Raw genomic sequence first — 26,053 nt, forward strand, 5'->3', positions numbered from 1 at the left:
CCCTTCCGCCGTCAGCTGGTGAAGATCGACTTCTTCTGGTTCTCGATGCTGGTGAGCAGCCCGCCGATGTCCTTCGGGTCCTTGATGAACTGCTGCAACGCCGGGATCATCACGGTGGAGGCGAAGTCCGGCCGGGTGTCGCGGTCGAGGAACTGGGCGATCTCGGTGGCGGAGCCGACCAGCTCGGCGGCCTTCTTCTGCAGCGCGGTGTAGGCACCGGTGTCCGCGCCGCTGTTGGCGACGAGCGTGCTCGGGTCGTTCTTCACCGTGATGTCCGCGGCTTCCTTCGAGCCCAGGTACGTCAGCAGCTTCTGCGCGGCGTCCTTGGACTTCGGCTTGCGGGCCATCATGTAGCCGTCGATCGGGGCGTCCAGGGCCTTCGCGCCGATGGTGGAGTCGATCTCGGGGAACGTGAAGAAGTCCAGGTCCTCCAGGTCGGCGCCGCTGAACTGCTGGCCGACGAACAGGCCGAGCAGGTACATGCCGCTCTTCTTCTGCTGCAGCGACTGGGCGGCCTCCTGCCAGGTGCGGCCGAGCGAGTCCGGCTGGTGCAGGGGGAGCAGCCCGGCCCAGGTGTCGAAGACCTTCTTCACCTTGTCGGAGGTCCACGCCTCCTTGCCGGCCATCAGGTCGATGTGGAACTGGTAGCCGTTGATCCGCAGGTTGAGGATGTCGAACGTGCCCATCGCCGGCCAGCCGTCCTTGTCGGCGAACGCGATCGGGTTCAGCCCGTCCTTCTTCATCTGCGCGCCGAGCGTGTTCAGGTCGTCCAGCGTCTTCGGCACCTCGTAGCCGCGCTGCTGCCACACCGACTTGCGGTAGAAGACGGCCCACGGGTAGTACGACGCGGGCACGAAGTACTGCTTGCCGTCGTCGCCGGTGGACGCCTTCTTGAACGCGTCGGAGTAGCCGTCGAGCTTGCCCCACACGTCGCTGAGGTCACCGGCCAGGCCCTTTGCGGCGAAGAACCGCATCCGGTAGCCGGCGAACCAGGTGAACACGTCGTCCGGCTTGCCCTGCAGGTAGTTGTTGATGTTCTCCTGGAACGTGTTGTGGTCGACCGTGTTGATGTTGACCGTCACCCCGGAGGACGTCTTGAAGCCGTCCATCACCTTCGCGACGACGTCCTTGGGCTTCGGGTCCGACTGGTTCGAGCCGACCGAGACGCTCTTGGCGTCACCGCCGGATCCGGAGTCGGAGTCGCCGCAGCCGGCGAGCAGGCCGGTGCCGAGCAGCGCTCCCGCGCCGGCCGCGCCGGCGAGCAGCGAGCGCCGGTTCAGGCCGGCGACGGACGGGGGTACGAGCCGGGCGAGGTATTCGGCTTGCGAGCGGGGACGGGACATGGTGCCTCCTGCGTGGAAGAGGTGCGCTGCGCTCATGGACCGTGATCGTTGGCGGTGAGCGGTGTCGTGTCGGTCGCGGTAGATCCACCGAGAATCCACACGTCCGAACACAAACAGCCGGTGGCGCTTGAAGCTACCCCTTGGCGCGGCGCTGTCAAGAGGGCAAAAAGGCGACGCCGTTGGTGGTAAGGCAGGGCAAAGAGCCGGTAAACGTTGGAACTTCAGTCGATGTTGGAAAGTGTTGACTTGGGTGCTGTTCGGGGGGCAACCTCTGCTGTCATGCGGAACTGGCACGGCGAGGGCATCTGGTACGGCGCTGACTACAACCCGGAGCAGTGGCCCGAGCAGACGTGGACCGAGGACGTCGAACTCATGCGACGGGCCGGGGTCAATCTGGTCTCGGTCGGCATCTTCTCCTGGGCCCTGCTGGAGCCCACCCCCGGTCGGTACGTCTTCGACTGGCTGGACCGGGCGATCGACCTGCTGCACGACGGCGGCATCAGCGTCGACCTGGCCACCGCCACCGCCAGCCCGCCACCGTGGCTGGCGCACCGGCACCCGGAGACGCTGCCCCGCCGCGCCGACGGCACGGTGCTCTGGCCCGGCGGCCGGCAGGCGTACTGCCCCAGCTCGCCGGTGTTCCGGGACCACTCGCTCGCCCTGGTCGAGGCGGTCGCCCGGCGGTACGCGCGCCACCCCGCCGTCGTGCTCTGGCACGTCTCCAACGAACTCGGCTGCCACAACGTGCACTGCTACTGCGACGTCAGCGCCGAGGCGTTCCGCGGCTGGCTGCGCGAGCGCTACGGCGACCTGGACTCGCTCAACGCCGCCTGGGGCACCGCGTTCTGGAGCCAGCGCTACCACGACTGGGCCGAGATCAACCCGCCGCGTACCGCGCCGACGTTCGCCAACCCGACCCAGCAGCTGGACTTCCTGCGGTTCTCCTCCGACGAGCAGCGCGCCCAGCTGCGCGCCGAGCGGGAACTGCTGAACCGGCTCGTCCCGCAGCCGGTCACCACGAACTTCATGATCGGCACCGGCATCAAGTACCTGGACTACCACTCCTGGGCCGCCGACGTGGACGTGGTCGCCAACGACCACTACCTCACCGCCGCCGACCCGCAGCCACAGGTCAACCTGGCGCTCGCGGCCGACCACACCCGGGGCGTGGCGGGCGGCGCGCCGTGGCTGCTGATGGAGCACTCCACCAGCGCCGTCAACTGGCAGCCCCGCAACGTGGCCAAGACACCCGGTCAGATGCGCCGCAACAGCCTCGCCCACGTCGCGCGCGGCGCCGACGGCGTGCTGTTCTTCCAGTGGCGGGCCTCCCGGGCCGGCGCGGAGAAGTTCCACTCCGCGCTGGTACCGCACGCCGGCCCGGACACCAAGGTGTTCCGCGAGGTCTGCCGGCTCGGCGCCGACCTGCGCGCGCTCGCCGAGGTACGCGGCAGCCGCGTCGACGCCGACGTGGCCATCCTCTTCGACTACGAGGCGTGGTGGGGCGCCGAACTCGACTCCCACCCGAGCGTCGACGTCACCTACACCGACCGGTTGTCCGCGCTGCACGCCGCGCTCTGGCGGGCCGGGATCACCGCCGACGTGGTGCACCCCTCGGCCGACCTGTCCCGCTACCGGCTCGTCGTGGTTCCCACGCTCTACCTCGTCCGCGACGCCGACGCCGACGCGCTGCGCCGGTTCGTGGAGGCCGGCGGCACCGCTGTGGTCACCTACTTCAGCGGCATCGTCGACGAGCACGACCACATCCGGCTCGGCGGCTACCCCGGCGCGTACCGCGACCTGCTCGGCGTACACGTCGAGGAGTTCTTCCCGCTGCGGGCCGGCGAGACGGTACGCCTCGACGACGGCGCCCGCGCCGACGTGTGGACCGAGTGGCTGCACGCCGAGGGCGCGGAGGTGCTGGCCGCGTACGCCGACGGGCCCCTGCCCGGCGTGCCGGCGCTGACCCGCAACGCCGTCGGCGCGGGCGCGGCCTGGTACGTCGGCACCCGGCTCGACGACGAGGCCACCGACCGGCTGGTGGCCCGGGTGCTGGCCGAGGCCGGCGTCCGGCCGCCGGTGAGCGCGCCGACCGGGGTGGAGGTGGTCCGCCGCCGCGCGGCGGACCGGAGCTGGCTGTTCCTGATCAACCACACCACCGAGCCGGTACGGTTGCCGGTCACCGGCGTCGAGCTGCTCGGCGGCGCCCGCTGCGACGGCGAGCTGGAGGTGCCGGCGGGGGAGGTGGCGGTGGTCCGCGAGGAGCCCGCGCCGGCGCCCGTGAGCGCCTGACCGCAACCCTGCCGTTCGCGCCGATGGAGGTCCACATGCTCGCCCAGCAACGGCAGAGCGCCATCCTGGAGTTGATCCGCCAGAGTGGCGGCGTCCGGGTCAGTCACCTGGTCAGCCGCTTCGGGGTGTCCGACATGACGATCCGCCGCGACCTGGAGGTGCTGGCCGAACGCGGCCTGATCGACAAGGTGCACGGCGGCGCGACGCTCGCCGGTCCCGGCTCCACCGAGGAGCCCGGCTTCGCCGCCAAGTCGGTCCGCCAGCAGGCCGAGAAACGCGCCATCGTGGAGCGGGCCGCCGGCCTGGTCGAACCGGGGATGGCGGTGGCGCTGTCCGCCGGCACCACCACCGCCGCGCTGGCCGCGCGGCTGGCCGAGGTACGCGGGATCACTGTGGTCACCAACTCGATACCGGTGGCCGACGCGCTCTACCAGAACCCCCGCGCCGATCAGACAGTCGTGCTGACCGGCGGCATCCGTACCCCGTCGGACGCGCTGACCGGCCCGGTCGCCGAGGCGGCGATAGCCGCGCTCAACGTCGACCTGCTCTTCCTCGGCGTGCACGGGATGAGCCCGCGTACCGGGTTCACCACGCCGAACCTGCTGGAGGCGGCGGTGAACCGGCGGCTGATCGGTTCCGCCCGGCGGCTGGTGGTGCTGGCCGACCACACCAAGTGGGAGACGATCGGCATCGCCACCATCGCGCCGCTGGAGGAGGCCGACATGCTGATCACCGACAGCGGCCTGTTGCCGGAGGCCCGACGCCAACTCGGCGAGCAGGTCGGCGAACTGGTGGTGGTCCGGGCGGACTGACAGCCGGCCCGCCGTCGGCTACCCTCTGCCCTCGCCATGACCGACGGGGGAGACAACATGGACGGTGATCGTCAGTACGCCGAGGCGCCAGCCCAGCCGGCAGGCCCGCAGCAGGCGAGACCCGGCAGGCGGAAGATCCTGCTCGGCGTGCTCGCCGCGCTGCTCGTCTGCGGCGGTCTCTGCGGCGTCGGTCAGCTCATCACCAACGTGGTCAACCAGGACGACTGGGAGGGCCTCGGCCGCCCGGTGACGTCACCGGCGGTGCCCGAGTCGCCGAAACCGACCTGGCCCAAGCCCAACCTCCTCTACGGCCGACCCGATCCGGGCATCCGGCACACGCTGGAGCAGAACGTGCTCGACTCCGCCGGTGTGCTGAAGCCGATGACGAGCTCCTGCGACAACAAGGGATTCACCGGCGAACACGCGGCGACGTTCGACTGCACAGTCACGTACGCCGGACTCGACGTGGTCTACACGGTCGTCGCCACACCGTCGGGCTCCCAGCTCTTCAAGTGGACGGCGACCGCCGAGCGGACGGTGGTCACCCGGGACGGGCTGCTCGCCCTGTTCCACCGCCAGTACACGAGCGACAACCGCTGGAGCGACCTGCGGTGCGACGAGTTCCCGGAGGTCGCGCTGGTGCCGGTCGGCAAACCCCTGCCGCAGTTCTGCTACGCGAAACTCGACGACCGGATCAAGACCAGCCGGATCCGTATCACCCCCGACGCCGACAGCCCGCCGACGCTGGAGACCGAGCACCAGGAGGAGGGCCTGTGATCCGGTGCGCCTCACAGCCACTTCTCAGTCGCGGCATTTAGGGTGCCCTGACGAAGCGTCCGACGGTCCATGTCGGAATGCAGTTCAGCGGGAGTGACCGATGGTCTTCAAGAAGATGTTGAGCGCGTTCGGCGTGGGCGGTCCGAGCGTCGACACGGTGCTCACCAACCCGAACACCCGGCCCGGGCTGACCCTGGACGGTCACGTCAACCTGGTCGGCGGCGACAGCCCGGCGCGGATCGAGCAGATCAACCTCGGCCTGGTCACCCGCGTCGAGATCGAGAGCGGCAACCACGAGTACGCGGGCGTCATGGAGTTCCACCGGCTGCCCGTCAGCGGCGCGTTCGATCTGGCGCCGAAGCAGCAGCTGTCGATCCCGTTCCAGATGCCGGTGCCGTGGGAGACCCCGATCACCGACGTCTACGGCCAGCGGCTGCACGGCATGACCATGGGCCTGCGTACCGAGCTGGCGGTGGCCCGCGCCGTCGACAAGTCCGACCTGGACCAGGTGTCGGTGCACCCGCTGCCGGTCCACGAGCGCATCCTGGAGGCGTTCCAGGCGCTCGGTTTCCGGTTCAAGCACGCCGACCTGGAGCGGGGCCACATCTACGGCGTGCCGCAGACGCTGCCGTTCTACCAGGAGATCGAGTTCTTCGCCGCGCCGCAGTACGCGCAGACGGTCAACGAGGTCGAGCTGACGTTCGTGACCAGCCCGCAGGGCGTCGAGGTGATCCTGGAGTGCGACAAGCGGGGCGGCTTCCTCAGCCCCGGGCACGACGTGATCGGCCGCTACTCGGTCCCGCACACCGACGCCGCCCGTACCGACTGGGTGCAGGTCGTCGACGGCTGGCTGCGGGAGACCACCGGCCGCTACGGCAGCATGCGCGCCCAGGGCTTCGGCATGCCGCACCACGGCGGCCACGGCTACCCGGGTCACCACGGCTACGCCGGCCACGGGCGGCGCGGCCCGGGCATGGGCGGCGTCATCGCGGGCGCCGCGCTGGGCGTCGCCGGCGGCATGATCGCCGGCGAGATGCTCGACGACGCCTTCGACGGCGGCGGCGACGACTTCGGTGACTTCGGCGAGGAGTGAGCAGAGGCGACGACGCCCCCGGGACGGATCCCGGGGGCGTCGCCGTTCGCGCGGCGTCGGATCAACGTCCGCGGCGCTCCTTGCCGGAGCGGCGCGCGCTGCCCGCCTTCGACAGGCCACGGCTGACCAGGTACGCGCCGGTCAGCGCGGTCAGGTACCACCAGGCCTGGTTCGGGTTGTTGATGTTCAGGCCGTTGGCGGTGGTGCCCTTCCAGAACGCGGCGATCACCACGAGCGCGACCGCTGCGGCGTACACCCAGAACTCGGTGGTCAGGAACGCCTGCTTCGTCTCCGTACCCGGGGACGGCATGTTCTCCCGGTGACCGTCGTGCATCGACGGCATGTGCCGGGTCGACGTGTCCTGCATGCTCGACCGGTTCTGGACGTCGGACATCGGCCGGTTCATCGGCCTGGTGGATGCAGCCTGCGTGCTCATCTGGTCCTCCTCAGGATTTGATGAGTCGTTAACCTGCACACCCTCGCCCCGCTACCGCAGGTCGGCCACGGCGCGGTTCGCGCTCTGTGGCGGGGGCACCCTGGGTCTACCCGAGGCCGGAGACAAGGTAACCGCCGGTCGCCGTCGAATGGCCACCACGCTCGGCCTCGCAGCCGGAACCGGACACGAGGGCGCACACCGGTCCTCCCGCCGCCGGTTCCGGTTTCAGCCACCCACCCTCGGGCACGCAACACCGGTACCCCGAGAGAGCTGCGAGGTGGTTGACGTGCGTGAGGACGACATGCGGCAGGACGCCGCCCGGCGGGCCGAGCAGCGGGTCGCCGGCGGCGTGTACGGCGACGGCGCGCTGGACGAGATCACCGTGCCGCAGACCGACGTGGAACGGATGCGGCAGGAACTCGACCCGGACGACCCGGCGGACGTACCCGTCGACCCGACGGTGCTGCGCGACGGCGGACCGACCCGGGGTCAGGGCGCGGTGACCACGACCGGTGGCACGGCCGGCCCGGCCAGTGTGCGCCGGTTGGCCCGGCAGCCCGAGAAGCACCCGGGCAAGGTGGCCCCGACGACGACCGGGGACGCGGGTACGGGTGGCCTGAGCACCCCGGCCGGTGGCTCCACGAGCGACAATTCGGCCACCGGCGCGCAGGTGGGCAACTTCACCAACAATCGCCCTAATCCGGGCTGACCGAGGCAGCACGCGAGGGCGGGGGCGGCCTCCGGCCACCCCCGCCCTCGCGCACCCGCCACTTCGCCGAAGTGGCGCAGTCAGCACGGCCATGATGTGGCAACTTCCCCGATCTGATGCCCGCCCCGCCACTCCGGCGAACTGGCGCGAACAGGCCGCCCGGACACGCCCCGCCCCTCAAAGCCGGCACTCGTCGATCTTGCACTTCCGCCCCCAAGATTGTCCGTTTGGTGGAGTTTTCCGGGGCCGCAACTCCATGATCGCGGAGTGGAGCGGAGCGGAGCGAGGGTGAGAGGGGCGCGGCGGGACGTGAGGAAGCACGTGCTCGGCCCGGTCGATCATGAAGTTGGCGGCCGACTTAGAGATCGACAAGGCCGTCAACTTCATGATCAACGGGGCGGAGGCGGAGGCGGTCAGGGGGTGCGGAGGATGCCCAGGCGCTGGGTGGCTCTTGTCAGGGCCACGTAGAGGTCGCTGTGGCCCCTCGGGGACTCGGACACGATGCGGGCCGGGTCGACCACCAGCACCGAGTCGAACTCCAGGCCCTTGGCCTGCTCGGTGGTCAGCACCACCACCCGGTTCGCCAGCTCGGGCTGCTCACCCACTGTCGCCTCCGGCAGCGCCGCCACCACCGCGCCGCCCAGCTCGTCCACCCGCCCGGTGGGCACCAGCACGCCGAGCCGCCCGTCGCCGAGCGACGCGGCCTCCCGGGCGGTCGCCTCGACCAGTTCGGTCACGAGGCGGTCCGCCGGCACGGTCCGGTCCCACGGCGGTACGCCGGTGGCGCGTACCGAGCGGGGTGGCCGCAGCGCCGGGTCGATCTCGGCGAGCACGTCGGCGGCGACCGCCATGATCTCGGCCGGGGTGCGGTAGCTGACCGTGAGCTCCTCCAGCCGCCACCGGTCCGCCACGTACGGCGCCAGCGCCTCGCCCCACGACGGCGTGCCGGCGAGCGCGCCGGTCTGCGCCACGTCGCCGACGATCGTCATGGACCGGCTGGGGCAGCGGCGCATCAGCAGCCGCCACGCCATCGGTGACAGCTCCTGCGCCTCGTCCACGATGACGTGCCCGAACGCCCACGTCCGGTCGGCGGCGGCGCGCTGGGCGGTGGTGAGCCGGTCGGACTCCTCCTGCCGTTCGGAGAGCCGGTCGGCGTCGATCAGGTCGGTGACGCCGAGGATCTCGCCGCCGTCTGCCTCGTCCTCGACGTCGATGGAGCGGGAGCCGCGCCAGATCTCCAGCACGCCCTCGGCGTACTCGCGTTCCAGCGCCCGGATCCGCTCCCGCCGGGCGACGGCGGCGCGTTCGTCCTCGCCGAGCAGTTCGGCGGCCTCGTCCAGCAGCGGTACGTCGGCGGGCGTCCAGCCGCCCGGCTCGCGGTGCAGCGCGGCCCGTTCGGCGTCGGTGAGCATGGGCGCGGCGGTGGCGATCCGTTCCGGCGAGGCGTACAGGTCGGCGAGCAGGCGTTGCGGGGTGAGCACCGGCCACAGCTCGTCCAGCGCGGCCCGGATCTCCGGCTCCTCGCGCAGTTCGCGGCGGATCTCCGCGCGGTCGGCCTCGGAGAGCAGGTTCTCCCCGCCGAGCGGGTCGGCGCCGATCCGCTCGGCCACCTGGTCGGCGAGCGCGTGCACGATCTCCACGTCGAACAGGGCGCGGGCCAGGTTGTGCGGGCGGCCGGTGCGGCGTACCCGGTCGCGGGCCTGCCGCACGGTGTCCGGGTCGAGCGTCAGCACCTCCCGCTGCGGCAGTTCGATGGTGACCGGCTCGTCGGGCACCCACTGCCGGTCGCGGACCGCCGCGGCGAGCACGTCGGCCAGCACCGCGCGGCCTTTCAGCGCCGCGGTGGTGGCGGGTTCCGCGCGGCGCGCGTGCACGCCGGGGAACAGGTCTGCCTGGGTACGCAGCAGCACGCCGGTCTCGGCCAGCGTGGGCAGCACCTGGGAGATGTAGCGCAGGAACGTGGCGTTCGGGCCGACCAGCAGCACGCCTCGGGTGGAGAGCTGCTGGCGGTGGGTGTAGAGCAGGTACGCGGCGCGGTGCAGCGCCACCGCGGTCTTGCCGGTGCCGGGCCCGCCCTGCACCACCATCACGCCGGGCAGGTCGGCGCGGATGATCCGGTCCTGTTCGGCCTGGATGGTCTCGACGATGTCGCGCATACGGCCGGTGCGCCCGGCGTTGAGCGCGGCGAGCAGCGACGCCTCGCCGGTCAGTTCCTCGTGGGCGGTGGGGGAGGCGGCGGTGATGTCCAGCACCTCGTCGTTGAGCCCGGTCACCTTGCGGTCGCGGGTACGCAGGTGCCGGCGGCGGCGTACGCCCTGCGGGTTGGCGGCGGTGGCCAGGTAGAACGGGCGGGCGGCGGGGGCGCGCCAGTCCATCAGCAGCGGGTCGTAGTCGCCGGAGGAGTCGAAGATCCCGATCCGGCCGATGTAGCGGACCGCGCCGTCGTCGCCGTCGAGGCGGCCGAAGCACAGGCCGCTCTCCACGGCGGAGAACTGCTCGACCTGGTCGGCGTACATCGCCACGGTCGAGTCGCGCTGGGAGCGGGCCTGCTGTGTGCCGCCGGTGTGACGCAACTCCTCGTCGAGCCGCCGGGCGGCCTGTTCCCGCATGCCGTCCAGCCGGTCGTACAGCATCGAGACGTATTCCTGCTCGCGGCCGATCTCGTCGTCCTGGCGCAGGTCAGCCGACACGTCGGAGTGCGTTGACAATCCGGCTCCTCATTGACTAAAATTGCCGCAGGAATGGCATTCAGAAGCCATTCCTTTTTTGTGCCTGAACTGAGAAAGATAGCGCGTCGGCCGCCACCCGACCAAGCCCGGACACGACTCGGGGCCCGGTCGACGTCAGCCGACCGGGCCCCGGGCACGGCGATTCTCAGCCCTTGGCCGCCTGGTAGAGCCGCTCCGGCGTGACCAGACCGGCGATCACCCGGCCGTCGTCGGTCAGCAGCACGCTGAACAGCTTGCCGCTGAGCAGCCGGCCGCTGCCCCAGTCGCCGCTGACCTTGGGCAGGTCACCGAGCACCTGCGTGAGCATCTGGGCGTCCGGCGCGTCCGCGCCGGGCTTCGCGCCGTCGCCGGTCGCCGCGTCGCCGATCTTGGCGACCACCACGGTGGTCCAGCCGGTGCCGACGGTACGCACGTCCGGCTTCTCGGCGTCCTTGCGATCGAACCGCTTGCCCGCCGGTCCGGGCCGCTCGCCCTCGGTCGCCTCGGTGACCTTCACGCCGGGCGGCGGGTTGAACCGGAACTGGTCGGCCTCGGGCGTGCGGAAGTCGACCTGGGTGAACGCCACCTGGAACGCGGGCTCGTCCTGCCCGTCGGCGAGCACCTGCAGGCGCAGCGGCACGTGCTCCTTCGCGTCCAGCGCGATCCGGACCTGGTGGACCAGGGACGCCTTGTCGCGCGGCGTGAGCACCAGCTCGTACGCGTCCCGCCCGGCCACTGTGGCGGTGCGGCCGACGGTGACCGCGGTGGTCGGGTCGATCGCCTCCAGCGCCCGGTCCGCGGCGTCGGCCGGGGTGGCCGGCACGGTGGCTCGGTCCGGCGCGTCGGCCGGCAGCAGCCGGTGCGTGGCGGTGTTCTCCCGGCTGTTCCAGGTCCACACGTCGCGGCCGTTGCGCAGGATGTCCTGCTCGCCGAGCGTGTCGACCAGCGCGAGCCGCTGCCGGTCCTCGCCGCCGTACCAGACGCGCAGCGTGTGCGTACCGGAGACCAGGCCGGCCAGGTCGTTGCCGGCGGCCCGGCCGGCGAGCGCGGCGATCGGCGGCAGGCCGAGGTCGGCGCGCTGCACCACGGTGCCGGAGAGCCCGTCCAGGCGGGACGTGCGCAGGTCTTCCAGGAGCTGGGCGGCGCTGCGCGGCGGCAGCGCGGGGTCGGCGCCGGCGGCGAACGTGCCGACGGCGGCGCCACCGCCGATCACGGCGACCCCCGCGGTCACCGGGACCAGCCAGCGCAGCACGGCGCGGTTCTTCATCACGGACATAGTGTGCACCTCCTGCGCACCATGCTGCGCGAGCGTCGCTGTGACCACGCTGAGGAGATCCCCTACGGGTGACCCCATGGTGGCACCCTGGACCGGTGCGGTTGCTGGTGGTGGAGGACGAGACGCGGCTCGCGGCGGCGCTGCGCCGTGGTCTGTCGGCGGAGGGTTTCGCGGTGGACGTGGCGGCGACCGGCCCGGCCGGGCTGGACGCGGCGCGGCACGGCGAGTACGACGCGATGATCCTCGACGTGATGCTGCCCGGCCTGTCCGGCTACGAGGTGGTGCGCCGGCTGCGCGCCGAGCAGCGCTGGCTGCCGGTGCTGATGCTGTCGGCCAAGGACGGCGAGTACGACCAGGCCGACGGCCTGGACTGCGGCGCCGACGACTACCTGACCAAGCCCTTCTCGTACGTGGTGCTGCTGGCCCGGCTGCGGGCGCTGCTGCGTCGCGGCGCGCCCCGCCGGCCGACCGTGCTCACCGTCGGCGACCTGCGCCTCGATCCGGCCCGCCGCCGGGTCACCCGGGCCGACGCCGAGGTGGTGCTGACCAGTCGCGAGTACGCGCTGCTGGACTACCTGATGCGCCGCCCCGGCGAGGTGGTCTCCAAGACCGAGCTGCTGGACCACGTCTGGGACGCCTCGGTCGACACCGCCCCGAACGCGGTGGAGGTCTACGTCGGCTACCTGCGCCGCAAGATCGGCCGGGAGCGGCTGGAGACGGTACGCGGCGCGGGCTACCGGCTGGCCACGTGAGCCGCTGGGTACGCGGGCCGCTGCCGCGCCTCGGCCTGCGGGCCCGGCTGCTCGCGCTGGGTGTGCTGGGGCTGGCGGTCGGGTTCGCGTTCGGCGGGACGCTGCTGGTCGGCGCGCTGGGCTGGACGCTGCAGCGCTCGGTGGACGAGGAGGCGCTGCGTACCGCCGACGCGGTGGCGCTGCTCACCGCCGAGGACGCGCTGCCGGACCCGCTGCCGGTGGCCGGCGGGCAGTTGCGGGTGCAGGTGGTCGACGTTCAGGGCCGGATCCGGGCCGCCTCGATCGACGCGGACCGCCTGGTGCCGATGCTCGGCCCGGACGAGCTGCGGCCCGGGCAGCGGCAGCGGCTGGTGGTGGACGGGCGGCGCGCCGGCATGCCCGGCCCGGTCCGGGTGGTCACGGTGCCGGCCGGCACGCCGCAGGAGCCGCGTACGGTGCTGGTCGCCAAGTCGCTCACCGACGTGCGGCACAGCCTGCGCGTGGTCCGCAACCTGCTGCTGGTGGGCTTCCCGCTGCTGGTGGCCGGGCTCGGGGTGGTGGCCTGGCGGGTGGTGGGCGCGACGCTGCGACCGGTTGAGCAGTTGCGCAGCGGCGCCGCCGAGATCACCGGGCGGGCCGGGGCGGAGCGGCTGCCCGTACCGGCCGGGCAGGACGAGATCCACCGGCTCGCGGTCACGCTCAACGACATGCTGGACCGGCTGGCCGCGTCCCGGGACCGGCAGCGGGCGTTCGTCGCCGACGCCGCGCACGAGCTGCGCAGCCCGCTGACGAACATGCGTACCGAGCTGGAGGTGGCGCGGCGGCTCGGTGACGACACCGACTGGCCGGCGGTCGCCGACGACCTGCTCGCCGACACCGAGCGGCTCAGCCGCCTGGTGGACGACCTGCTGCTGCTGGCCCGGCTGGACGAGCAGGACGCCCGGCCGGCGCCGGTGGGCCCGGTGGAGCTGGGCGAGCTGGCGCGCGCGGTGGCGGCCCGCTACCCGTCGCCGCCGCTGCGGCTGACGCTGCCGGACGGGCCGCTGTGGGTCGAGGGGGACGCGGGGGAGTTGCGCCGGGTGCTGGTGAACCTGGTGGACAACGCGCTGCGGCACGCGCGTACCGGCGTGGAGCTGGCCGTGAGCGGGCCGGACGGGGCGTACCACCTGGTCACGGTGACCGACGACGGGCCGGGCGTCCCGGCGGCGGACCGGGAGCGGGTGTTCGCCCGGTTCACCCGGCTGGACGACGCGCGGGCCCGCGACGCGGGCGGCGCGGGCCTGGGCCTGGCGATCGTGCGTGAGCTGGTGCGCCGGGCCGGCGGCGCGGTGGAGCTGGCCGACGCGACGCCCGGCGCCGCCGCGCCGGGACTGCGGGCGACGGTACGGCTGCCCGCGCTGGCCGAGCCGGACGCGGAGTGAACGGTCAGCGGCGGCGGGTGGTGCAGACCGGGCCGGTGCGGGCGACGGTGTCGGTGGACCAGACGAGCGCGACGGTGAAGCAGTAGTCGGTGGTGCGGTCGAGCCCGTAGGCGATGTAGTCGGCGGAGCCGGCGGGCAGCGTGGCGAACGTGCCCTGCGGCTGCCCGGCACGGCCGCCGGCGACCACCACCGGTCCTTCCGCGCCGGCCGGGTACGTCCAGCTCAGCACGATGCTGTCGCGGCGGTCGGTGAGCGTGAAGCTGCCGGGCGGGGTACCGGGCTTGGCGGCGGCGGGAGTGGACGGCGCGGGACCGGCGGAGGTGGGCGGCGGCGCGCTGGAGGCCGGTGCGCCGGTGGCCGGTGGCGGGGTGTCGCGGCGGTCGTCCACCCGGGACACCCCGGCGATCACCGCGATGGTGCCGAGCAGCAGCGCCACCACCACGCCGAGCACCACGAGCGGCAGCCAGGGCAGCGTGCGCCGCTCGGCGGCCGGTGGCCGGGGCACGTGCACCGGCAGGTAGCGCGACGGCGGCTCGGGCGGGGCCGGTGGCACCCGGCGTACGCCGTCCGGCTCGTCGCCGGTGAGCCCGACCACAGTGGGCGGCAGCGGGTCCGCGCCGGGGCGCCACAGCTGGTCGGCCGGCTCGTCGGGCGGCCACGGGTAGTCGTCGAGCGCGTCGGCGTCGGCGTCGGGCGCGGTACGCGGCGTCGGCACGTGCGCGGTCTCGGCGGCCCGGCCGGGCGGGTGGTAGAGCGGCGTCTCGACCGGCTCGTCCAGCGCGGGCGGGCTGTACGGCGGCAGGTCGTGCGGCCCTTCGTCCTGCGGGGGGACCCGCGCGGCGGGCACCACCGGCGTGGTGCGGGCGGGCGGCGGCTCGGGAGCGGGCGCGGGCGGGGGCGCGGGGCAGACGTGGTCCGGGTCGGCGGCGGCGCGGGCCAGCCCGGCCACCTGGGCGGCGAGCGGGTCGTCGGGGTCCAGGTGCTGGCGGCACAGCTCCTCGGCGAGCGTCAGGTGCTCGTGCGCCTCGGCGTACCGGCCGCAGTCGCGTTCCATCGCGCCGAGCTTCGCCAGCATCTTGATGCCGCTGGGGTGGCCGTCGCCGTAGACCTCCCGGTGCAGCTCCCAGGCGTCCTGCAACCGGTCGCGGGCCACCTCGCACTGGCCGCGCGCGTACTCCACGGTGGCCAGGTCGGCGTGCGCGGCGAGCACCCGCTGCGATTCCGGGCCGTCGCGGGCGGTCAGCTCGATGATGACGTCGGAGTAGAGCCGGGCGGCCCGGGCGTCGCTGCCGACCCGGTGCAGCACCGCGGCGAGCGTCGCGGCGGCGGTGACTGTGCGCTCGTCGGAGCGGCCGAACAGCCGGGTGGCGGCCGCGTACGCGAACGCGGCCCAGCCGCGGGCGGAGTGCGGCTCGCCGAGCGCGACGAGCACCCGGGCCTGGAGTCCGGCCGCCTCGGCCAGCTCGGGGGAGGCGTTGTCGGGGCGGGGATCGGCGTCGCTGAGCGCGTCGGCGAGCAGCCGCTCCGCGCCGGTGAGGTCGCCTTCGGACACCAGTTGGTGCGCCTGGACGGTCAGGTCAGCGAAGCCGGAGGACACGCCCCATCGTGCTCGTCCGGCGACGGTATGTACAAGACCCGGAGTGGATCAGTTTGGTCCCGAATCCGTCAAGTGGTCGGCGAGCGTCTCGCTGATCCGGCGTAGCTGGTCGACCTGGGCCGGGCTGAGCGCGTCGAACAGGTGCCGGCGTACCCCCTCGACGTGGCCGGGCGCGGCGGCGGCCAGGGTGGCGAAGCCGGTGTCGGTGAGCACGGCGATCTGCCCGCGCCGGTCGGTGGGGCAGTCCTCGCGGCGGATCCACCCGGACGCCTCCAGCCGGGCGGCGGCGTGCGAGAGCCGGCTGCGCGAGGAGCCGGTGAGCTCGGCCAGCTCGCTCATCCGCAGCCGCCGGTCCGGGGCCTCGGAGAGGCGGACCAGGATCTCGTAGTACGCGTGCGGCATGCCCGCGTCGCGTTGCAGCTCGCGGTCGAGCGCGTCCATCAGCGCCCGGGAGGCGGTCAGGAAGGCGCGCCAGGTCCGCTGCTCGTCGGGGTCCAGCCACCGGGTCATGACGCCCATCATAGCGCCGATAGTTGAACGCTCAACAAAACCGGGGTACGGTCGGTGGCATGGGCATCCACCGACTCAACCACGCCGTCCTCTACGTCAGTGACCTGGAGCGCAGCGTCGCCTTCTACCGCGACGTGCTGGGCTTCCGGCGGGTCCCGATGACGCCCGAGGGCTTCCGCGGCGCCGCGTTCCTCCAGGCGCCCGACTCCACCAACGACCACGACCTCGGGCTGTTCGAGATCGGCGCGGCGGCCGGGGCGTCCCAGGCCGGCCGGGCCACCGTCGGCCTCTACCACCTGGCCTGGGAGCTGGACACGCTCGACGAGCTGGGCACCACCGCCGAGCGGCTGGCCGCCGCCGGAGCGCTGGTCGGCGCGTCCGACCACGGCACCACCAAGAGCCTCTACGGCCGCGACCCGGACGGGCTGGAGTTCGAGATCGTCTGGATCGTCCCGGCCGAGCTGCTCGACGACGCAGCGCTGGCCGCGCGTACCCGCATCGGGCGGCTCGACCTGGACCGCGAGCGGCAGCGCTACGGCGGGCAGACCCGCGGCGGCGTGGGCATCTCCGTCCCGGTCTGAGCGGGGTTCACGGCCGGTCCCACCGCGCCGTGCGGTAGAAACGGCACCATGTCGACCGACGCCGTCCTGCGCGAGCTGCTCGTCCGCCAGCTCGACCACTGGCTCCCCGCCGCGCTGCACCGGGCGCGGCGGGCCACGCTCGCGCTCGCGTACGCCGGGGGTGACGCCACCGGGGCGGAGGAGGCGTTGCGGGTGGTGGCCGAGTTCGCCGACCGGCTGCGCGGGCGGCGGCTGACCGTGCTGGTGGTGGCCGACGACGGCACCGACCTGGCGACGCGGCTCGGCGCCGCCGAGGCCGCGCTCCCGGCCGACGTCGCCGTGCACCTGGTGCCCGGCGGACCGGACCGGCTGCCGGTGGCGCTCAAGGCCGCGGGCGCGGCCGGCGCGCCGCTGCTCACCGTGGCCGACGGCGCCGACCCGGACCCGGCCCTGCTCGCCGCCGCCGCGTCCGGCCGCCCGGCCGAGCTGCTGCTGGTCACCGTGCCCGGCCGGTCACTGCGCCCGGCGCTGAGCGCCGCCGGGTTCCCGCTCGCCACCGAGGTCGAGCTGGTGCCCGACGGGGACGCCCCGGCGCGGCTGCTCGGCTACGCCACCGGCTCCGACAAGGGGCTGGAGACGGTCAAGGAGGCGCTCTGGGCGGTCGACGAGTACGCCGGGGTGCGCTACCGCGACCCGGCCGACCCGCAGGGGCGGCTGCTCGACATCTCGCTCGAACCCGAGCCCGGCCCGCTGCGCCGGGAACTGCTGGCCGAGCTGGCCCGCTCCGGTCCGCGTACGGTCACCGAGCTGCGCCGCTTCGCCACCACGGCGACCGTCTACCGGGCCGCCGACGCCAACCGGGCGCTGGCCTCGCTGCTCGCCTCCGGCGCGGCGACCCGCGATCCCGAGCACGGCCGGCTCGGCGGGGACGTGCTGATCAGCGCCGCCCCGAACGCTGGGTCATCTGCTTGACCACGATCGAGGCTCCGGTGGCGACCACACCGATGCTGAACACCATCTGCGCGCACACCGCGATGCGGGCGATCTGGCCCTGGGCGTGCACGTCGCCGTAGCCGACAGTGGTGAGGGTGGCGAGCGCGAAGTAGAGCGCGTCGACCCGGGTGCGCAGGCCGACGAACTCGCCGGGCCGGGTGTTCGCCACCACGTAGTCGCCGAGCGCGAAGACCAGCAGTCCGGCGATCAGCGCGACCGCGAGCCGGGTGAGCGCCCGGTCCTCGTCCCGGCCGGTCGGCTGGTCCTTGACGAGCTGGCGGCGGACCTGACCGGTGACCAGGAACGCGATCACGGCCACCAGGATCGCCGTGCCGATCGAGCGCAGGGCCAGCCGCAGGCCGTTCGGGTCGGCCTCGACCGGCACGAGGAAGTAGCCGACCAGCATGAGCGCGCAGGCCGCCACGGCCCGCCGTCGTATCCGCCGCAGGGACAGGTCCGTCATGCGGCGATTCTCCGGTCACGGGGACGCCGTGGCGGGCGGAACCGCGAACCCGGCCCGCAGACGACGAGCGGGGTGCCGGCACGTCGCCGGCACCCCGCTCGTCGCCTGGGAAGGTCAGGCCTTGTCCTGCTTCCACGACAGTGGCCCCGGAAGGTCCACGCGGTGGGCGCGGGTGTTCGAGTTCCAGGACCAGCGGCCGATCTTGATGCTCCACGACGAGAAGCCGTTCTGGGTGAAGTGGAGGATCAGCGGCCCGTACTTCTTACGCTTGCGGAACTGGACGCCCATCGGGGGTGCCTCCTTCGTCTCCCTGCCTCTGCAGTCGTCTGCGTGCCTTCGCGGCATCGAACATGCCCGGATCGACGATTCGCGAAACCCTGCCCGGTCCGCTCTGGACGGTGGGACTGCCGCCCGGCAAAATCTCTATCCAACGGGTAGGTGTTAAGGAGTCGTAAATGCTGGTGGAGGCGGGTCGTAACAAAGCCAGCGATGAAAGTCTCACTGAATGGAAGGGCATTGACCGGCGTGGAGAACGGTCGGCAGCATGAGGGCATGTCGCAGCGGAACGAGCTTCTCCTCACCGCTCGCGTGCACGTCGACCTGGTCCGGCACGCGAGCGCGCTCTGTTGAGCCGAGCGCTCGTCGTTCCCTCTCCGCCCGTCCGTTCCCGCAGCCGGCGCACCGTGGCCCGGCGCGGCACGGCGTGCTCCCCGGCCCCGCGCGGGCCCCCTCCACCGCATCGTGGACAGATCAGGAGACTCCGCCATGCCCTCGACCCGATCACCGCGGCGTGCCCTCACCGCCGCCGTCGCCCTGCTCGCCCTCACCACCACCGCCACCGCGTGCGGCGCCGACGCCGCCGCCGGCGCACAGACCAAGGAACTGCGCTACCAGGGTTCGGTGGGCCAGGTGACCCTCCCCGAACTCGCCGCCGACCTCGGCTACCTCGGTGACGTCAAACTCAACTGGATCGGCAACGTCACCGGCGGCCCGGCCGACATCCAGGCCACCGCCACCGGCCAGAGCGACTTCGGTGGCGCGTTCAACGGCGCGATCGTCAAGCTCCAGGCCGCCAACGCCCCGATCACCGCGGTGGTCAGCTACTACGGCTCCGACGCGCAGACGTTCCAGGGCTACTACGTGCTCGACGGCAGCCCGATCCGCGGCCCGCGCGACCTGATCGGCAAGCGGGTCGGCATGAACACGCTCGGCGCGCACGCCGAGGCCGTCCTGCGCACCTGGCTGGCCCGCGGCGGCCTCACCGCCGCCGAGATCGGCACTGTCGAACTGGTTGCGCTGCCGCCGGTCAACACCGAGCAGTCGCTGCGCGCCCGGCAGATCGACGTCGCCGTGCTCGGCGGCGTGATCCGCGACAAGGCGGTCGCGAACGGCGGCATCCGCACCGTCTTCACCGACTACGAACTGCTCGGCGCGTTCAGCGCCGGCAGCTACGTCTTCCGCGACGACTTCCTCACCCGTAACCCGGACACCGTCCGGACGTTCGTCACCGCGGTGGGCAAGGCGATCGAGTGGGCGCGCACCCAGCCGCGCGAGACCGTGGTGGCCCGGCTCAAGGCGATCATCGCCAAGCGCGGACGCAACGAGGACACCACGCTCGTCGAGTACTGGAAGTCCAGCGGCGTCGCCGAACCCGGCGGCCTCATCACCGACCGGGAGTTCGCCACCTGGATCGACTGGCTGGCCGACACCGGCGAACTCAAGGGCGAGCGGCCGAAACCGTCCGACCTCTACACCAACCGGTTCAACGCCGCCGCGACCCCCGGTGGTGGCGCGTGAGCACCGACAAGATCCTCTTCGACCGGGTGCGCAAGGTCTTCCCGGGCCGGCGTGGCAGCGGCGGCGCGGTCACCGCGCTCGACGACCTCACCCTCGGGGTACGCCCCGGCGAGTTCCTCGTCGTCGTCGGCCCCAGCGGCTGCGGCAAGTCCACCCTGCTCGACCTGCTCGGCGGGCTGGCCACCCCGACCGCCGGGCAGGTGCTCGTGGACGGCCGCCCGGTCACCGGGCCGGGCCTGGACCGGGGCATCGTCTTCCAGCAGTACGCGCTGCTGCCCTGGCGCACCGCCGCCGGCAACGTCGCGTTCGGACTCGAGGCCAAGGGCCTGCCCCGCGCCGAGCGCGCCGAGCGGGTCGCGTACCACCTCGACCTCGTCGGGCTCACCGGCTTCGCCGACCGCTACCCGCACGAGCTGTCCGGCGGCATGAAGCAGCGCGTCGCCATCGCCCGCAGCCTCGCGTACGACCCGGACGTGCTGCTGATGGACGAGCCGTTCGCCGCGCTCGACGCGCAGACCCGCGACTCGCTGCAGGACGAGCTGGTGCGGATCTGGCAGGCCACCGGCAAGACGATCGTGTTCATCACGCACGGCATCGACGAGGCGGTGCACCTCGGTCAGCGGGTCGCCGTGATGACGTCCCGGCCCGGCCGGATCAAGCAGGTCATCGACATCGAGCTGGGCGAGCGGGAGGCCGAGGAGGACGTCCGCTCCACCGGCGCGTTCCGCCACCACCGGCACCAGATCTGGACGCTGCTGCGCGACGAGGTACGCGCCGCGCAGTCCGCCGTACGCGAGGAGGCCCGCGTTGGTTGACGTCGCCGCACCACCGGCCCGGCCGGTGGCCGCCCCGCCCGCGCCGGCCGTCGCGCCCCGCCGGCCCGGACGCCTGCTCGGCCTCGGCGGCCGGGCGCTGCACCGCAGCGCCGCGCTGCTGGCGCTGGCCGCGATCTGGGAGACGGTGCCCCGCGCCGGGCTGGTCGACCGGGTCTTCCTGCCGCCGCTGTCCGAGGTGCTCGCCGCCTGGTGGGAGCTGCTGCGCACCGGCCAGCTCGCCGACCACGTCGGCGCGAGCCTCACCCGCTCGCTGACCGGGCTCGCGCTCGCCGTGGTCACCGCCATCCCGCTCGGCCTGCTGATCGGCTGGTACCGGCCGCTCGCGGACCTGCTCAGCCCGCTGCTGGAGGTGTTCCGCAACACCGCCGCGCTGGCGCTGCTGCCGGTCTTCGTGCTCATCCTCGGGCTCGGCGAGACGTCGAAGATCGCCCTGGTGGTCTACGCCTGCTCCTGGCCGATCCTGCTCAACACCGTCGCCGGCGTGAAGGGCGTCGACCCGCTGCTGATCCGCTCGGCCCGCTCGATGGGGCTCAACCACCTGCGGCTGTTCCAGAAGGTGATCCTGCCGGCGGCCGTGCCGACCGTGTTCACCGGCGTCCGGCTCGCCGGGGCGTACTCGATCCTGGTGCTCGTCGCCGCCGAGATGGTCGGCGCCAAGGCCGGGCTCGGCTACCTCGTGAACTACGCGCAGTACAACTTCGCGATCCCCGACATGTACGCCGGGATCATCACCATCTCCGCCATCGGGCTGGTGGTCAACCAGCTCCTCGTCGCCGGGGAACGCCGCTTCTCCACCTGGCGCGTCGACGTCACCACCGCCTGAGAGGAACCGCCATGTCCCGGACCCTGCACCTCAACGCCTTCCTGATGGGTGTCGGCCACCACGAGGCGGCCTGGCGGCACCCCCGCGCCGACCCGGACCGCCTGGCCGACGTCCGCCACTTCCAGAACCTGGCCCGCATCGCCGAGCGGGGCACGCTCGACTCGGTGTTCCTCGCCGACGGGCTCGCCGTCGGACCGGCCGTACGGCACAACATCCAGGCCGTCTTCGAGCCGCTCACGCTGCTCGCCGCGATCGCCACCGCGACCGAGCACATCGGCCTGATCGCCACCGCCTCCACCACGTACACCGAACCGTTCAACCTGGCCCGCGCGTTCGCCTCGCTGGACCACCTCAGCGGCGGCCGGGCCGGCTGGAACATCGTCACCTCCGCCCAGGCCCGGGAGGCCCGCAACTTCAACCTCGACGACCACCCGGCGCACGCCGACCGCTACCGGCGGGCCGCCGAGTACGTCGACGTGGCGATCAAGCTCTGGGACAGCTGGGAGGACGAGGCGCTGGTCCTGGACACCGCCGCGGGCGTCTTCGCCGACACCACCCGGGTGCACGAGATCGACCACGCCGGGGAGCGGTTCCGGGTCCGCGGACCGCTGAACACGCCCCGCCCGCCGCAGGGCCGGCCGCTGCTGGTGCAGGCCGGCTCGTCCGCCGACGGGATCGCGTTCGCCGCCCGGTACGCCGAGGCCGTGTTCACCGCCCAGCAGACGCTCGCCGACGGCCAGGCGTTCTACGCCGCGCTGAAACGGGCCACCGCCGACGCCGGCCGCGATCCCGAACTGGTCAAGGTGCTGCCCGGTATCGCGCCGGTCCTCGGGGGTACCGAGAAGGAGGCCCGCGACCTCGCCGACGAACTGGAGGCCCTGATCGTGCCCGAGCACGCGCTCGCCCAGCTCTCCGGCATGACCGGGCTCGACCTGACCGGGCTGCCGCTGGACGGCCCGCTGCCCGACCTGCCCGACGCCGACACGGTGCAGTCGCACCAGAGCCGCTACCAGCTCGTCGTCGAACTGGCCCGCCGGGAACGGCTCACCCTGCGCCAGCTCATCGGCCGCCTCGGCGGCGGACGCGGCCACCGCGTCGTGGTCGGCACCCCGGAACAGATCGCCGACCAGATCGAGCTCTGGTTCACCCAGGGCGCCGCCGACGGCTTCAACGTCATGCCACCGCTGCTCCCCGACGGACTGGAGGACTTCGTGGACCACGTCGTACCACTGCTGCGCCGGCGCGGGCTGTTCCGGTCCGCGTACACCGGGCGCACGCTGCGCGAGCACTACGGGCTGCCCCGGCCGGCCAGCGTCTACGCGACCCGTGAGCTGGTGGCGTCGTGACCACCGTGGACCGGCCCGGCGCCGGAACGGTCGAGCTGCGCCCGGTCGACGTCGACTCGTTCCGCGGCCTGCTGCGCCGCCAGGCGTCCACCGTCACCGTGGTCACCACCCCCGGCCTGCGCGGCAACCGGATGCGGCCGGACCTGCCGCCGGCCGGCTTCACCGCCACCTCGTTCACGTCGGTCTCGCTCGACCCGCCGCTGGTCTCGGTCTGCCTGGGCCGCGCCTCGTCGAGCTGGCCCACCGTCGAGCAGGCCGAGCACGTCGCCGTGCACCTGCTCGCCTCCGGCCAGCAGGAGATCGCGCAGATCTTCGCCACCAGCGGCATCGACCGGTTCAGCGCCCACCCGGGCTGGACCACCGGGCCGTTCGGCGTGCCGCTGATCGGCGACGCGCTCGCCGTGCTGCTGTGCCGGGTGGTGCGCCGGATCGAGGCCGGCGACCACACCATCCTGCTCGGCGAGCCGCTCGCGCTCGGCGCGGGCGAGGACGGCGACCCGCTGCTGCACCACCGCGGCGGCTACACCACCACGCTCGGCGACTGGCCCGAGGCGTGGTGACCACCGCCGCCGACGAGCTGATCGCGCTCGACCGGGCCGCCCAGGACCTGCTGTTCCGGGCGGCCCGCACGGCCAACGCGTTCACCGACGAACCGGTCGGCGACGAGCAGGTACGCGCCATCCACGACCTGGTCCGGTACGGCCCGACCGCGATGAACGCCCAGCCGCTGCGGGTGCTGCTGCTGCGCTCGACGGCGGCCCGGGCGCGGCTGCTGCCGTACGTCAGCGCCGGCAACCGGGACAAGACGGCGACCGCGCCGCTGACCGCCGTGCTCGCCGCCGACGTGGACTGGCACGACCGGCTGCCCGAGCTGTTCCCGCACCGACCCGGCGCCCGCGACTGGTTCACCGGCGACCCGGCCGGCCGGGAGGCCCAGGCCCGGTTCAACGCCGCGCTGCAGATCGGCTACCTGCTGGTCGGGGTACGCGCCGCCGGGCTGGCCGCCGGGCCGATGGCCGGATTCGACGCGGCCGCTGTGGAGCGGGAGTTCTTCCCGGACGGGCGGCACCGGGTGCTGCTGCTGATGAACATCGGCCGCCCGGCGCCGGACGCCTGGCGGGAACGGCTGCCGCGCCTGCCCTACGAGGAGGTGGTCGGCACGCTGTGAGTCAGCGCGGCTCCCACGCGTCCGGCTGCGCGGTCAGCTTGCGCACGTGCGCCGGCAGCCGGCCGCTGACCAGCTCGTCCAGGCTCACCTCGTCGACCACCCGGCGCACCGAGGCGCGTACCGCCACCCAGAGGCGGGGCAGGTTCTCCGCCGCCCCCTCGTACCGCGTCTCCTCGGGGCGCAGCCCGCGTACCCCGGCGAGCGGACCGTCGACGGCGCGCAACACGTGCCCGATGGTGATCTCGCGCGGCGGCCGGGCCAGCGTGTAGCCGCCCTCGGCGCCGCGCTGGGCCCGGACGACCCCGGCCCGGCGCAGGTCGGCCAGGACCGCCTCGAGGAACTTGCGCGGCATGTCCTGCTCCGCCGCGATGGCCTGGGTGGACAGCAGGGTGGGGTACGCGGTGGCCAGGCTCAGGGCTGCCCGGACCGCGTAGTCGCCGCGCGCGGAGATCTGCACAGTGCCATCATGCCTGGCCGGTGGGTGCGGGGGAGTCGGCGGGCGGCCGGGGTCGCACCAGACGGACTGGCAGCGGCCGCTCCCGGTTGGCCCGGAACGTGCCCGGGCTCACCCCGACCTCCCGGGTGAAGAAGCGGCCGAAGTTCGTCGGCTCGGGAAAACCCAGGTCCCGGCCGATCCGGGCGATCGACTCGTCGGTGGCGGCCAGCAGCCGGCACGCCTGCAACGCGACCCGCTCGTCGATGACCTGCTTGGCGCTGCGGCCGGTCACCGCCAGGCAGGCCCGGGTCAGCGTACGCACCGAACAGCCCAGCTGGGCGGCGTAGTCCTCGACCCGGCGGGTGTGCCGGTAGCCGCGTTCCACCTCGCGGCACAGCCGCCGGAACGTGTCGGTCTCGGCCCGCGGCGCGGCACCGTTCTCCGGATGCGGCAGCAGGCTCAGCCGCAGCAGCAGCACCGCGAGCTGGTGACGCAGCAGCGCCGCGGCGGGCGGCACCATCGCGTGCCGTTCGGCGTCCACCGCGAGCTGACTCACCTCGCTGATCACCGCGTCCTCGTCCTCGCCGGCGAGCTGACGGTGGGCGGGCACCGCGTCCGGGTCGACGTCGAGGCCGGCCAGCGCGTCCGGCCGCCAGCTCACCACTGTCGCGTCGAGCTGCGCGCCGACGCACCGCAACACCTGACCGGGGTACGCGCGCAGCAGCGTGCCGGGCCGGCAGGGCACCGGCCGGAAGTCCAGCTCGGCGGTGCCGTGACCGTGGGTGACCAGGATCAGCACATCGCGGTCGAGCAGGACCGGCCGGGGCCAGCCGGGCTCGGCGGCGAGGTCGTCGAGCGCACCGGTGAGGATCTCGTCGGCGCCGGGGCGCGGCTCCGGCGGGCCGGTGCGGGTGGCCGGGGAGGGCTGACCGGTAGTGACCATCTCCCCGACGGTAACCGGCCCGGCCGCACGTTGCATCTCGACGGTTTCGCGCGCGCGGAGGCGGTCTTGTCGGCACGCACGGCCGACGGTTAGGTTACCGATCGGTAAGCACCGGGTCGGCCGACCGGCCCCCGGCCGGGCGACGGCGATGGGATGAGCATGACGGAACTGTTCTCGGTCGACGGCAAGACGGTCCTGGTCACCGGCGGTTCGCGGGGGATCGGGCTGATGATCGCGCAGGGCTTCGTACGGGCCGGCGCAAAGGTGATCATCTCCTCGCGCAAGGCCGACGTGTGCGAGTCGGTCGCCAAGGAACTCTCCGCCGAAGGGCACTGCGAGGCGATCCCGGCCGACCTCGGCAGCGACGCGGGCGCGCTGGCGCTCGCCGAAGCCGTGCGGGAACGCCACGACCGGCTGCACGTACTGGTGAACAACGCGGGCGCCACCTGGGGCGCGCCGTTGGAGGAGTACCCGGAGGGCGCCTTCGACAAGCTCTGGGCGGTCAACGTCAAGGCGGTCTTCCGGCTCACCACCGCGCTGCTGCCGCAACTGCGCGCCGCGGCCGGCGCCGACGACCCGGCCCGCGTGATCAACATCGGGTCGGTCGACGGCATCCGGGTGCCGTGGATGGAGGTGTACGCGTACTCGGCCACCAAGGCCGCCGTGCACATGCTCACCCGCAGCCTCGCCCACCAGCTCGCCGGCGAGCGGATCACCGTCAACGCGATCGCGCCCGGCCCGTTCGAGAGCAAGATGATGGCGTTCGCGCTCGACGACCCGGAGTCGCGCTCGGCGATCGAGCAGCAGGTGCCGCTGGGCCGGATCGGGCGACCCGAGGACATGGCGGGCACGGCGATCTACCTGGCGTCGCGCGCCGGCGCGTACCTGACCGGCGCGGTCATCCCGGTCGACGGCGGAATCACCACGCGCGGCTGAGGCGTACCCCGGTGAAGACGGCCCGGGGCCGCGCGGACTCGGCAGATCCG

General features: G+C 73.2%; 27 protein-coding genes. 17 read left to right on the plus strand and 10 right to left on the minus strand.

What is annotated here, in order from left to right; translation table 11 throughout:
* Nucleotides 1–11: 11 nt before the first annotated feature.
* A complete protein-coding gene (locus tag A8711_RS24605) occupies nucleotides 12–1,343 on the minus strand; it encodes an ABC transporter substrate-binding protein (protein ID WP_043325545.1) in 1,332 nt (443 codons plus the stop codon).
* A gap of 279 nt (nucleotides 1,344–1,622) precedes the next feature.
* Here A8711_RS24605 and A8711_RS24610 point away from each other — a divergent pair, with 279 nt between their 5' ends.
* From A8711_RS24610 to A8711_RS24625, 4 genes are all read left to right on the plus strand, one after another.
* A complete protein-coding gene (locus A8711_RS24610) occupies nucleotides 1,623–3,632 on the plus strand; it encodes a beta-galactosidase (RefSeq protein ID WP_069089428.1) in 2,010 nt (669 codons plus the stop codon).
* A gap of 35 nt (nucleotides 3,633–3,667) precedes the next feature.
* Nucleotides 3,668–4,444, plus strand: coding sequence for a DeoR/GlpR family DNA-binding transcription regulator (locus A8711_RS24615; RefSeq protein ID WP_030501763.1), 777 nt, complete (start codon nucleotides 3,668–3,670; stop codon nucleotides 4,442–4,444).
* Between the two features lie 57 nt (nucleotides 4,445–4,501).
* Nucleotides 4,502–5,221 (plus strand): hypothetical protein, encoded by a 720-nt coding sequence (locus A8711_RS24620; protein ID WP_104114909.1) that lies wholly within the window; start codon nucleotides 4,502–4,504, stop codon nucleotides 5,219–5,221.
* A 100-nt stretch (nucleotides 5,222–5,321) separates the two neighbouring features.
* Nucleotides 5,322–6,314, plus strand: coding sequence for a sporulation protein (locus tag A8711_RS24625; protein ID WP_064447217.1), 993 nt, complete (start codon nucleotides 5,322–5,324; stop codon nucleotides 6,312–6,314).
* Nucleotides 6,315–6,375: 61 nt separating this feature from the next.
* On the opposite strand, the gene A8711_RS24630 is transcribed toward A8711_RS24625, so the two are convergent.
* On the minus strand, nucleotides 6,376–6,750 hold the full coding sequence (locus A8711_RS24630; protein ID WP_043325541.1) for a hypothetical protein: 375 nt from the start codon (nucleotides 6,748–6,750) through the stop codon (nucleotides 6,376–6,378).
* 286 nt (nucleotides 6,751–7,036) lie between these two features.
* On the opposite strand from A8711_RS24630, the gene A8711_RS24635 reads away from it, so the two are divergent.
* Complete coding sequence (locus A8711_RS24635; protein ID WP_043325539.1) at nucleotides 7,037–7,459, plus strand: hypothetical protein; 423 nt, start codon at nucleotides 7,037–7,039, stop codon at nucleotides 7,457–7,459.
* A 413-nt stretch (nucleotides 7,460–7,872) separates the two neighbouring features.
* On the opposite strand, the gene A8711_RS24640 is transcribed toward A8711_RS24635, so the two are convergent.
* Together A8711_RS24640 and A8711_RS24645 are read right to left on the minus strand one after the other, a co-directional pair.
* Nucleotides 7,873–10,092 (minus strand): AAA family ATPase, encoded by a 2,220-nt coding sequence (locus A8711_RS24640; protein WP_233607708.1) that lies wholly within the window; start codon nucleotides 10,090–10,092, stop codon nucleotides 7,873–7,875.
* A 241-nt stretch (nucleotides 10,093–10,333) separates the two neighbouring features.
* Complete coding sequence (locus tag A8711_RS24645; RefSeq protein ID WP_069089431.1) at nucleotides 10,334–11,443, minus strand: sigma-E factor regulatory protein RseB domain-containing protein; 1,110 nt, start codon at nucleotides 11,441–11,443, stop codon at nucleotides 10,334–10,336.
* A 95-nt stretch (nucleotides 11,444–11,538) separates the two neighbouring features.
* On the opposite strand from A8711_RS24645, the gene A8711_RS24650 reads away from it, so the two are divergent.
* Both A8711_RS24650 and A8711_RS24655 read left to right on the plus strand, forming a co-directional pair.
* The gene (locus tag A8711_RS24650; protein ID WP_043325535.1) at nucleotides 11,539–12,195 is read left to right on the plus strand and encodes a response regulator transcription factor; all 657 of its coding nucleotides are present in this window, start codon (nucleotides 11,539–11,541) and stop codon (nucleotides 12,193–12,195) included.
* Complete coding sequence (locus tag A8711_RS24655; protein ID WP_069089432.1) at nucleotides 12,192–13,595, plus strand: cell wall metabolism sensor histidine kinase WalK; 1,404 nt, start codon at nucleotides 12,192–12,194, stop codon at nucleotides 13,593–13,595. The genes A8711_RS24650 and A8711_RS24655 overlap by 4 nt, the downstream gene beginning before the upstream one ends.
* A gap of 4 nt (nucleotides 13,596–13,599) precedes the next feature.
* Here the strand turns inward: A8711_RS24655 and A8711_RS24660 are convergent, their stop codons facing one another.
* Both A8711_RS24660 and A8711_RS24665 read right to left on the minus strand, forming a co-directional pair.
* Nucleotides 13,600–15,192: a tetratricopeptide repeat protein gene (locus tag A8711_RS24660; protein WP_069089433.1), complete on the minus strand. Its 1,593-nt coding sequence runs from the start codon at nucleotides 15,190–15,192 to the stop codon at nucleotides 13,600–13,602.
* Nucleotides 15,193–15,240: 48 nt separating this feature from the next.
* On the minus strand, nucleotides 15,241–15,711 hold the full coding sequence (locus tag A8711_RS24665; protein WP_043330503.1) for a MarR family winged helix-turn-helix transcriptional regulator: 471 nt from the start codon (nucleotides 15,709–15,711) through the stop codon (nucleotides 15,241–15,243).
* Between the two features lie 50 nt (nucleotides 15,712–15,761).
* On the opposite strand from A8711_RS24665, the gene A8711_RS24670 reads away from it, so the two are divergent.
* Both A8711_RS24670 and A8711_RS24675 read left to right on the plus strand, forming a co-directional pair.
* A complete protein-coding gene (locus A8711_RS24670) occupies nucleotides 15,762–16,283 on the plus strand; it encodes a VOC family protein (protein WP_069089434.1) in 522 nt (173 codons plus the stop codon).
* A 48-nt stretch (nucleotides 16,284–16,331) separates the two neighbouring features.
* The gene (locus A8711_RS24675) at nucleotides 16,332–17,234 is read left to right on the plus strand and encodes a hypothetical protein (RefSeq protein WP_064447223.1); all 903 of its coding nucleotides are present in this window, start codon (nucleotides 16,332–16,334) and stop codon (nucleotides 17,232–17,234) included.
* On the opposite strand, the gene A8711_RS24680 is transcribed toward A8711_RS24675, so the two are convergent.
* On the minus strand, nucleotides 17,200–17,718 hold the full coding sequence (locus A8711_RS24680) for a potassium channel family protein (RefSeq protein WP_064447224.1): 519 nt from the start codon (nucleotides 17,716–17,718) through the stop codon (nucleotides 17,200–17,202). The genes A8711_RS24675 and A8711_RS24680 overlap by 35 nt on opposite strands.
* Before the next feature lie 114 nt (nucleotides 17,719–17,832).
* Nucleotides 17,833–18,006, minus strand: coding sequence for a DUF4236 domain-containing protein (locus A8711_RS24685; protein WP_064498970.1), 174 nt, complete (start codon nucleotides 18,004–18,006; stop codon nucleotides 17,833–17,835).
* A 264-nt stretch (nucleotides 18,007–18,270) separates the two neighbouring features.
* Between A8711_RS24685 and A8711_RS33225 the strand changes: the two genes are divergently transcribed.
* The 7 genes from A8711_RS33225 (at nucleotide 18,271) to A8711_RS24715 (ending at nucleotide 23,688) form a co-directional block, all read left to right on the plus strand.
* Entirely contained in the window at nucleotides 18,271–18,348 is a 78-nt protein-coding gene (locus A8711_RS33225) for a putative leader peptide (protein WP_355097166.1), read from the plus strand.
* 135 nt (nucleotides 18,349–18,483) lie between these two features.
* On the plus strand, nucleotides 18,484–19,515 hold the full coding sequence (locus A8711_RS24690) for an ABC transporter substrate-binding protein (protein ID WP_069089435.1): 1,032 nt from the start codon (nucleotides 18,484–18,486) through the stop codon (nucleotides 19,513–19,515).
* Nucleotides 19,512–20,330: an ABC transporter ATP-binding protein gene (locus tag A8711_RS24695; RefSeq protein WP_069089436.1), complete on the plus strand. Its 819-nt coding sequence runs from the start codon at nucleotides 19,512–19,514 to the stop codon at nucleotides 20,328–20,330. The genes A8711_RS24690 and A8711_RS24695 overlap by 4 nt, the downstream gene beginning before the upstream one ends.
* On the plus strand, nucleotides 20,323–21,174 hold the full coding sequence (locus A8711_RS24700) for an ABC transporter permease (RefSeq protein WP_069089437.1): 852 nt from the start codon (nucleotides 20,323–20,325) through the stop codon (nucleotides 21,172–21,174). The genes A8711_RS24695 and A8711_RS24700 overlap by 8 nt, the downstream gene beginning before the upstream one ends.
* Before the next feature lie 11 nt (nucleotides 21,175–21,185).
* Entirely contained in the window at nucleotides 21,186–22,520 is a 1,335-nt protein-coding gene (locus A8711_RS24705; protein ID WP_069089438.1) for an LLM class flavin-dependent oxidoreductase, read from the plus strand.
* Entirely contained in the window at nucleotides 22,517–23,080 is a 564-nt protein-coding gene (locus A8711_RS24710) for a flavin reductase family protein (RefSeq protein ID WP_043325522.1), read from the plus strand. Before A8711_RS24705 ends, A8711_RS24710 begins: the two co-directional genes overlap by 4 nt.
* A complete protein-coding gene (locus A8711_RS24715) occupies nucleotides 23,077–23,688 on the plus strand; it encodes a malonic semialdehyde reductase (RefSeq protein WP_069089528.1) in 612 nt (203 codons plus the stop codon). The genes A8711_RS24710 and A8711_RS24715 overlap by 4 nt, the downstream gene beginning before the upstream one ends.
* Nucleotide 23,689: 1 nt before the next feature.
* Here A8711_RS24715 and A8711_RS24720 read toward each other — a convergent pair whose 3' ends face one another.
* Nucleotides 23,690–24,145: an Rrf2 family transcriptional regulator gene (locus tag A8711_RS24720; protein ID WP_013284925.1), complete on the minus strand. Its 456-nt coding sequence runs from the start codon at nucleotides 24,143–24,145 to the stop codon at nucleotides 23,690–23,692.
* A gap of 7 nt (nucleotides 24,146–24,152) precedes the next feature.
* Nucleotides 24,153–25,067: an AraC family transcriptional regulator gene (locus A8711_RS24725; RefSeq protein WP_069089439.1), complete on the minus strand. Its 915-nt coding sequence runs from the start codon at nucleotides 25,065–25,067 to the stop codon at nucleotides 24,153–24,155.
* A 159-nt stretch (nucleotides 25,068–25,226) separates the two neighbouring features.
* Between A8711_RS24725 and A8711_RS24730 the strand changes: the two genes are divergently transcribed.
* Nucleotides 25,227–26,003, plus strand: coding sequence for a RhlG family 3-oxoacyl-ACP reductase (locus A8711_RS24730; protein ID WP_069089529.1), 777 nt, complete (start codon nucleotides 25,227–25,229; stop codon nucleotides 26,001–26,003).
* The last annotated feature ends 50 nt before the right edge of the window (nucleotides 26,004–26,053 follow it).

Origin of the sequence: Micromonospora sp. II (genome assembly GCF_001709195.1) — a bacterium.
In the GTDB taxonomy this organism is placed as follows: domain Bacteria; phylum Actinomycetota; class Actinomycetes; order Mycobacteriales; family Micromonosporaceae; genus Micromonospora; species Micromonospora chalcea.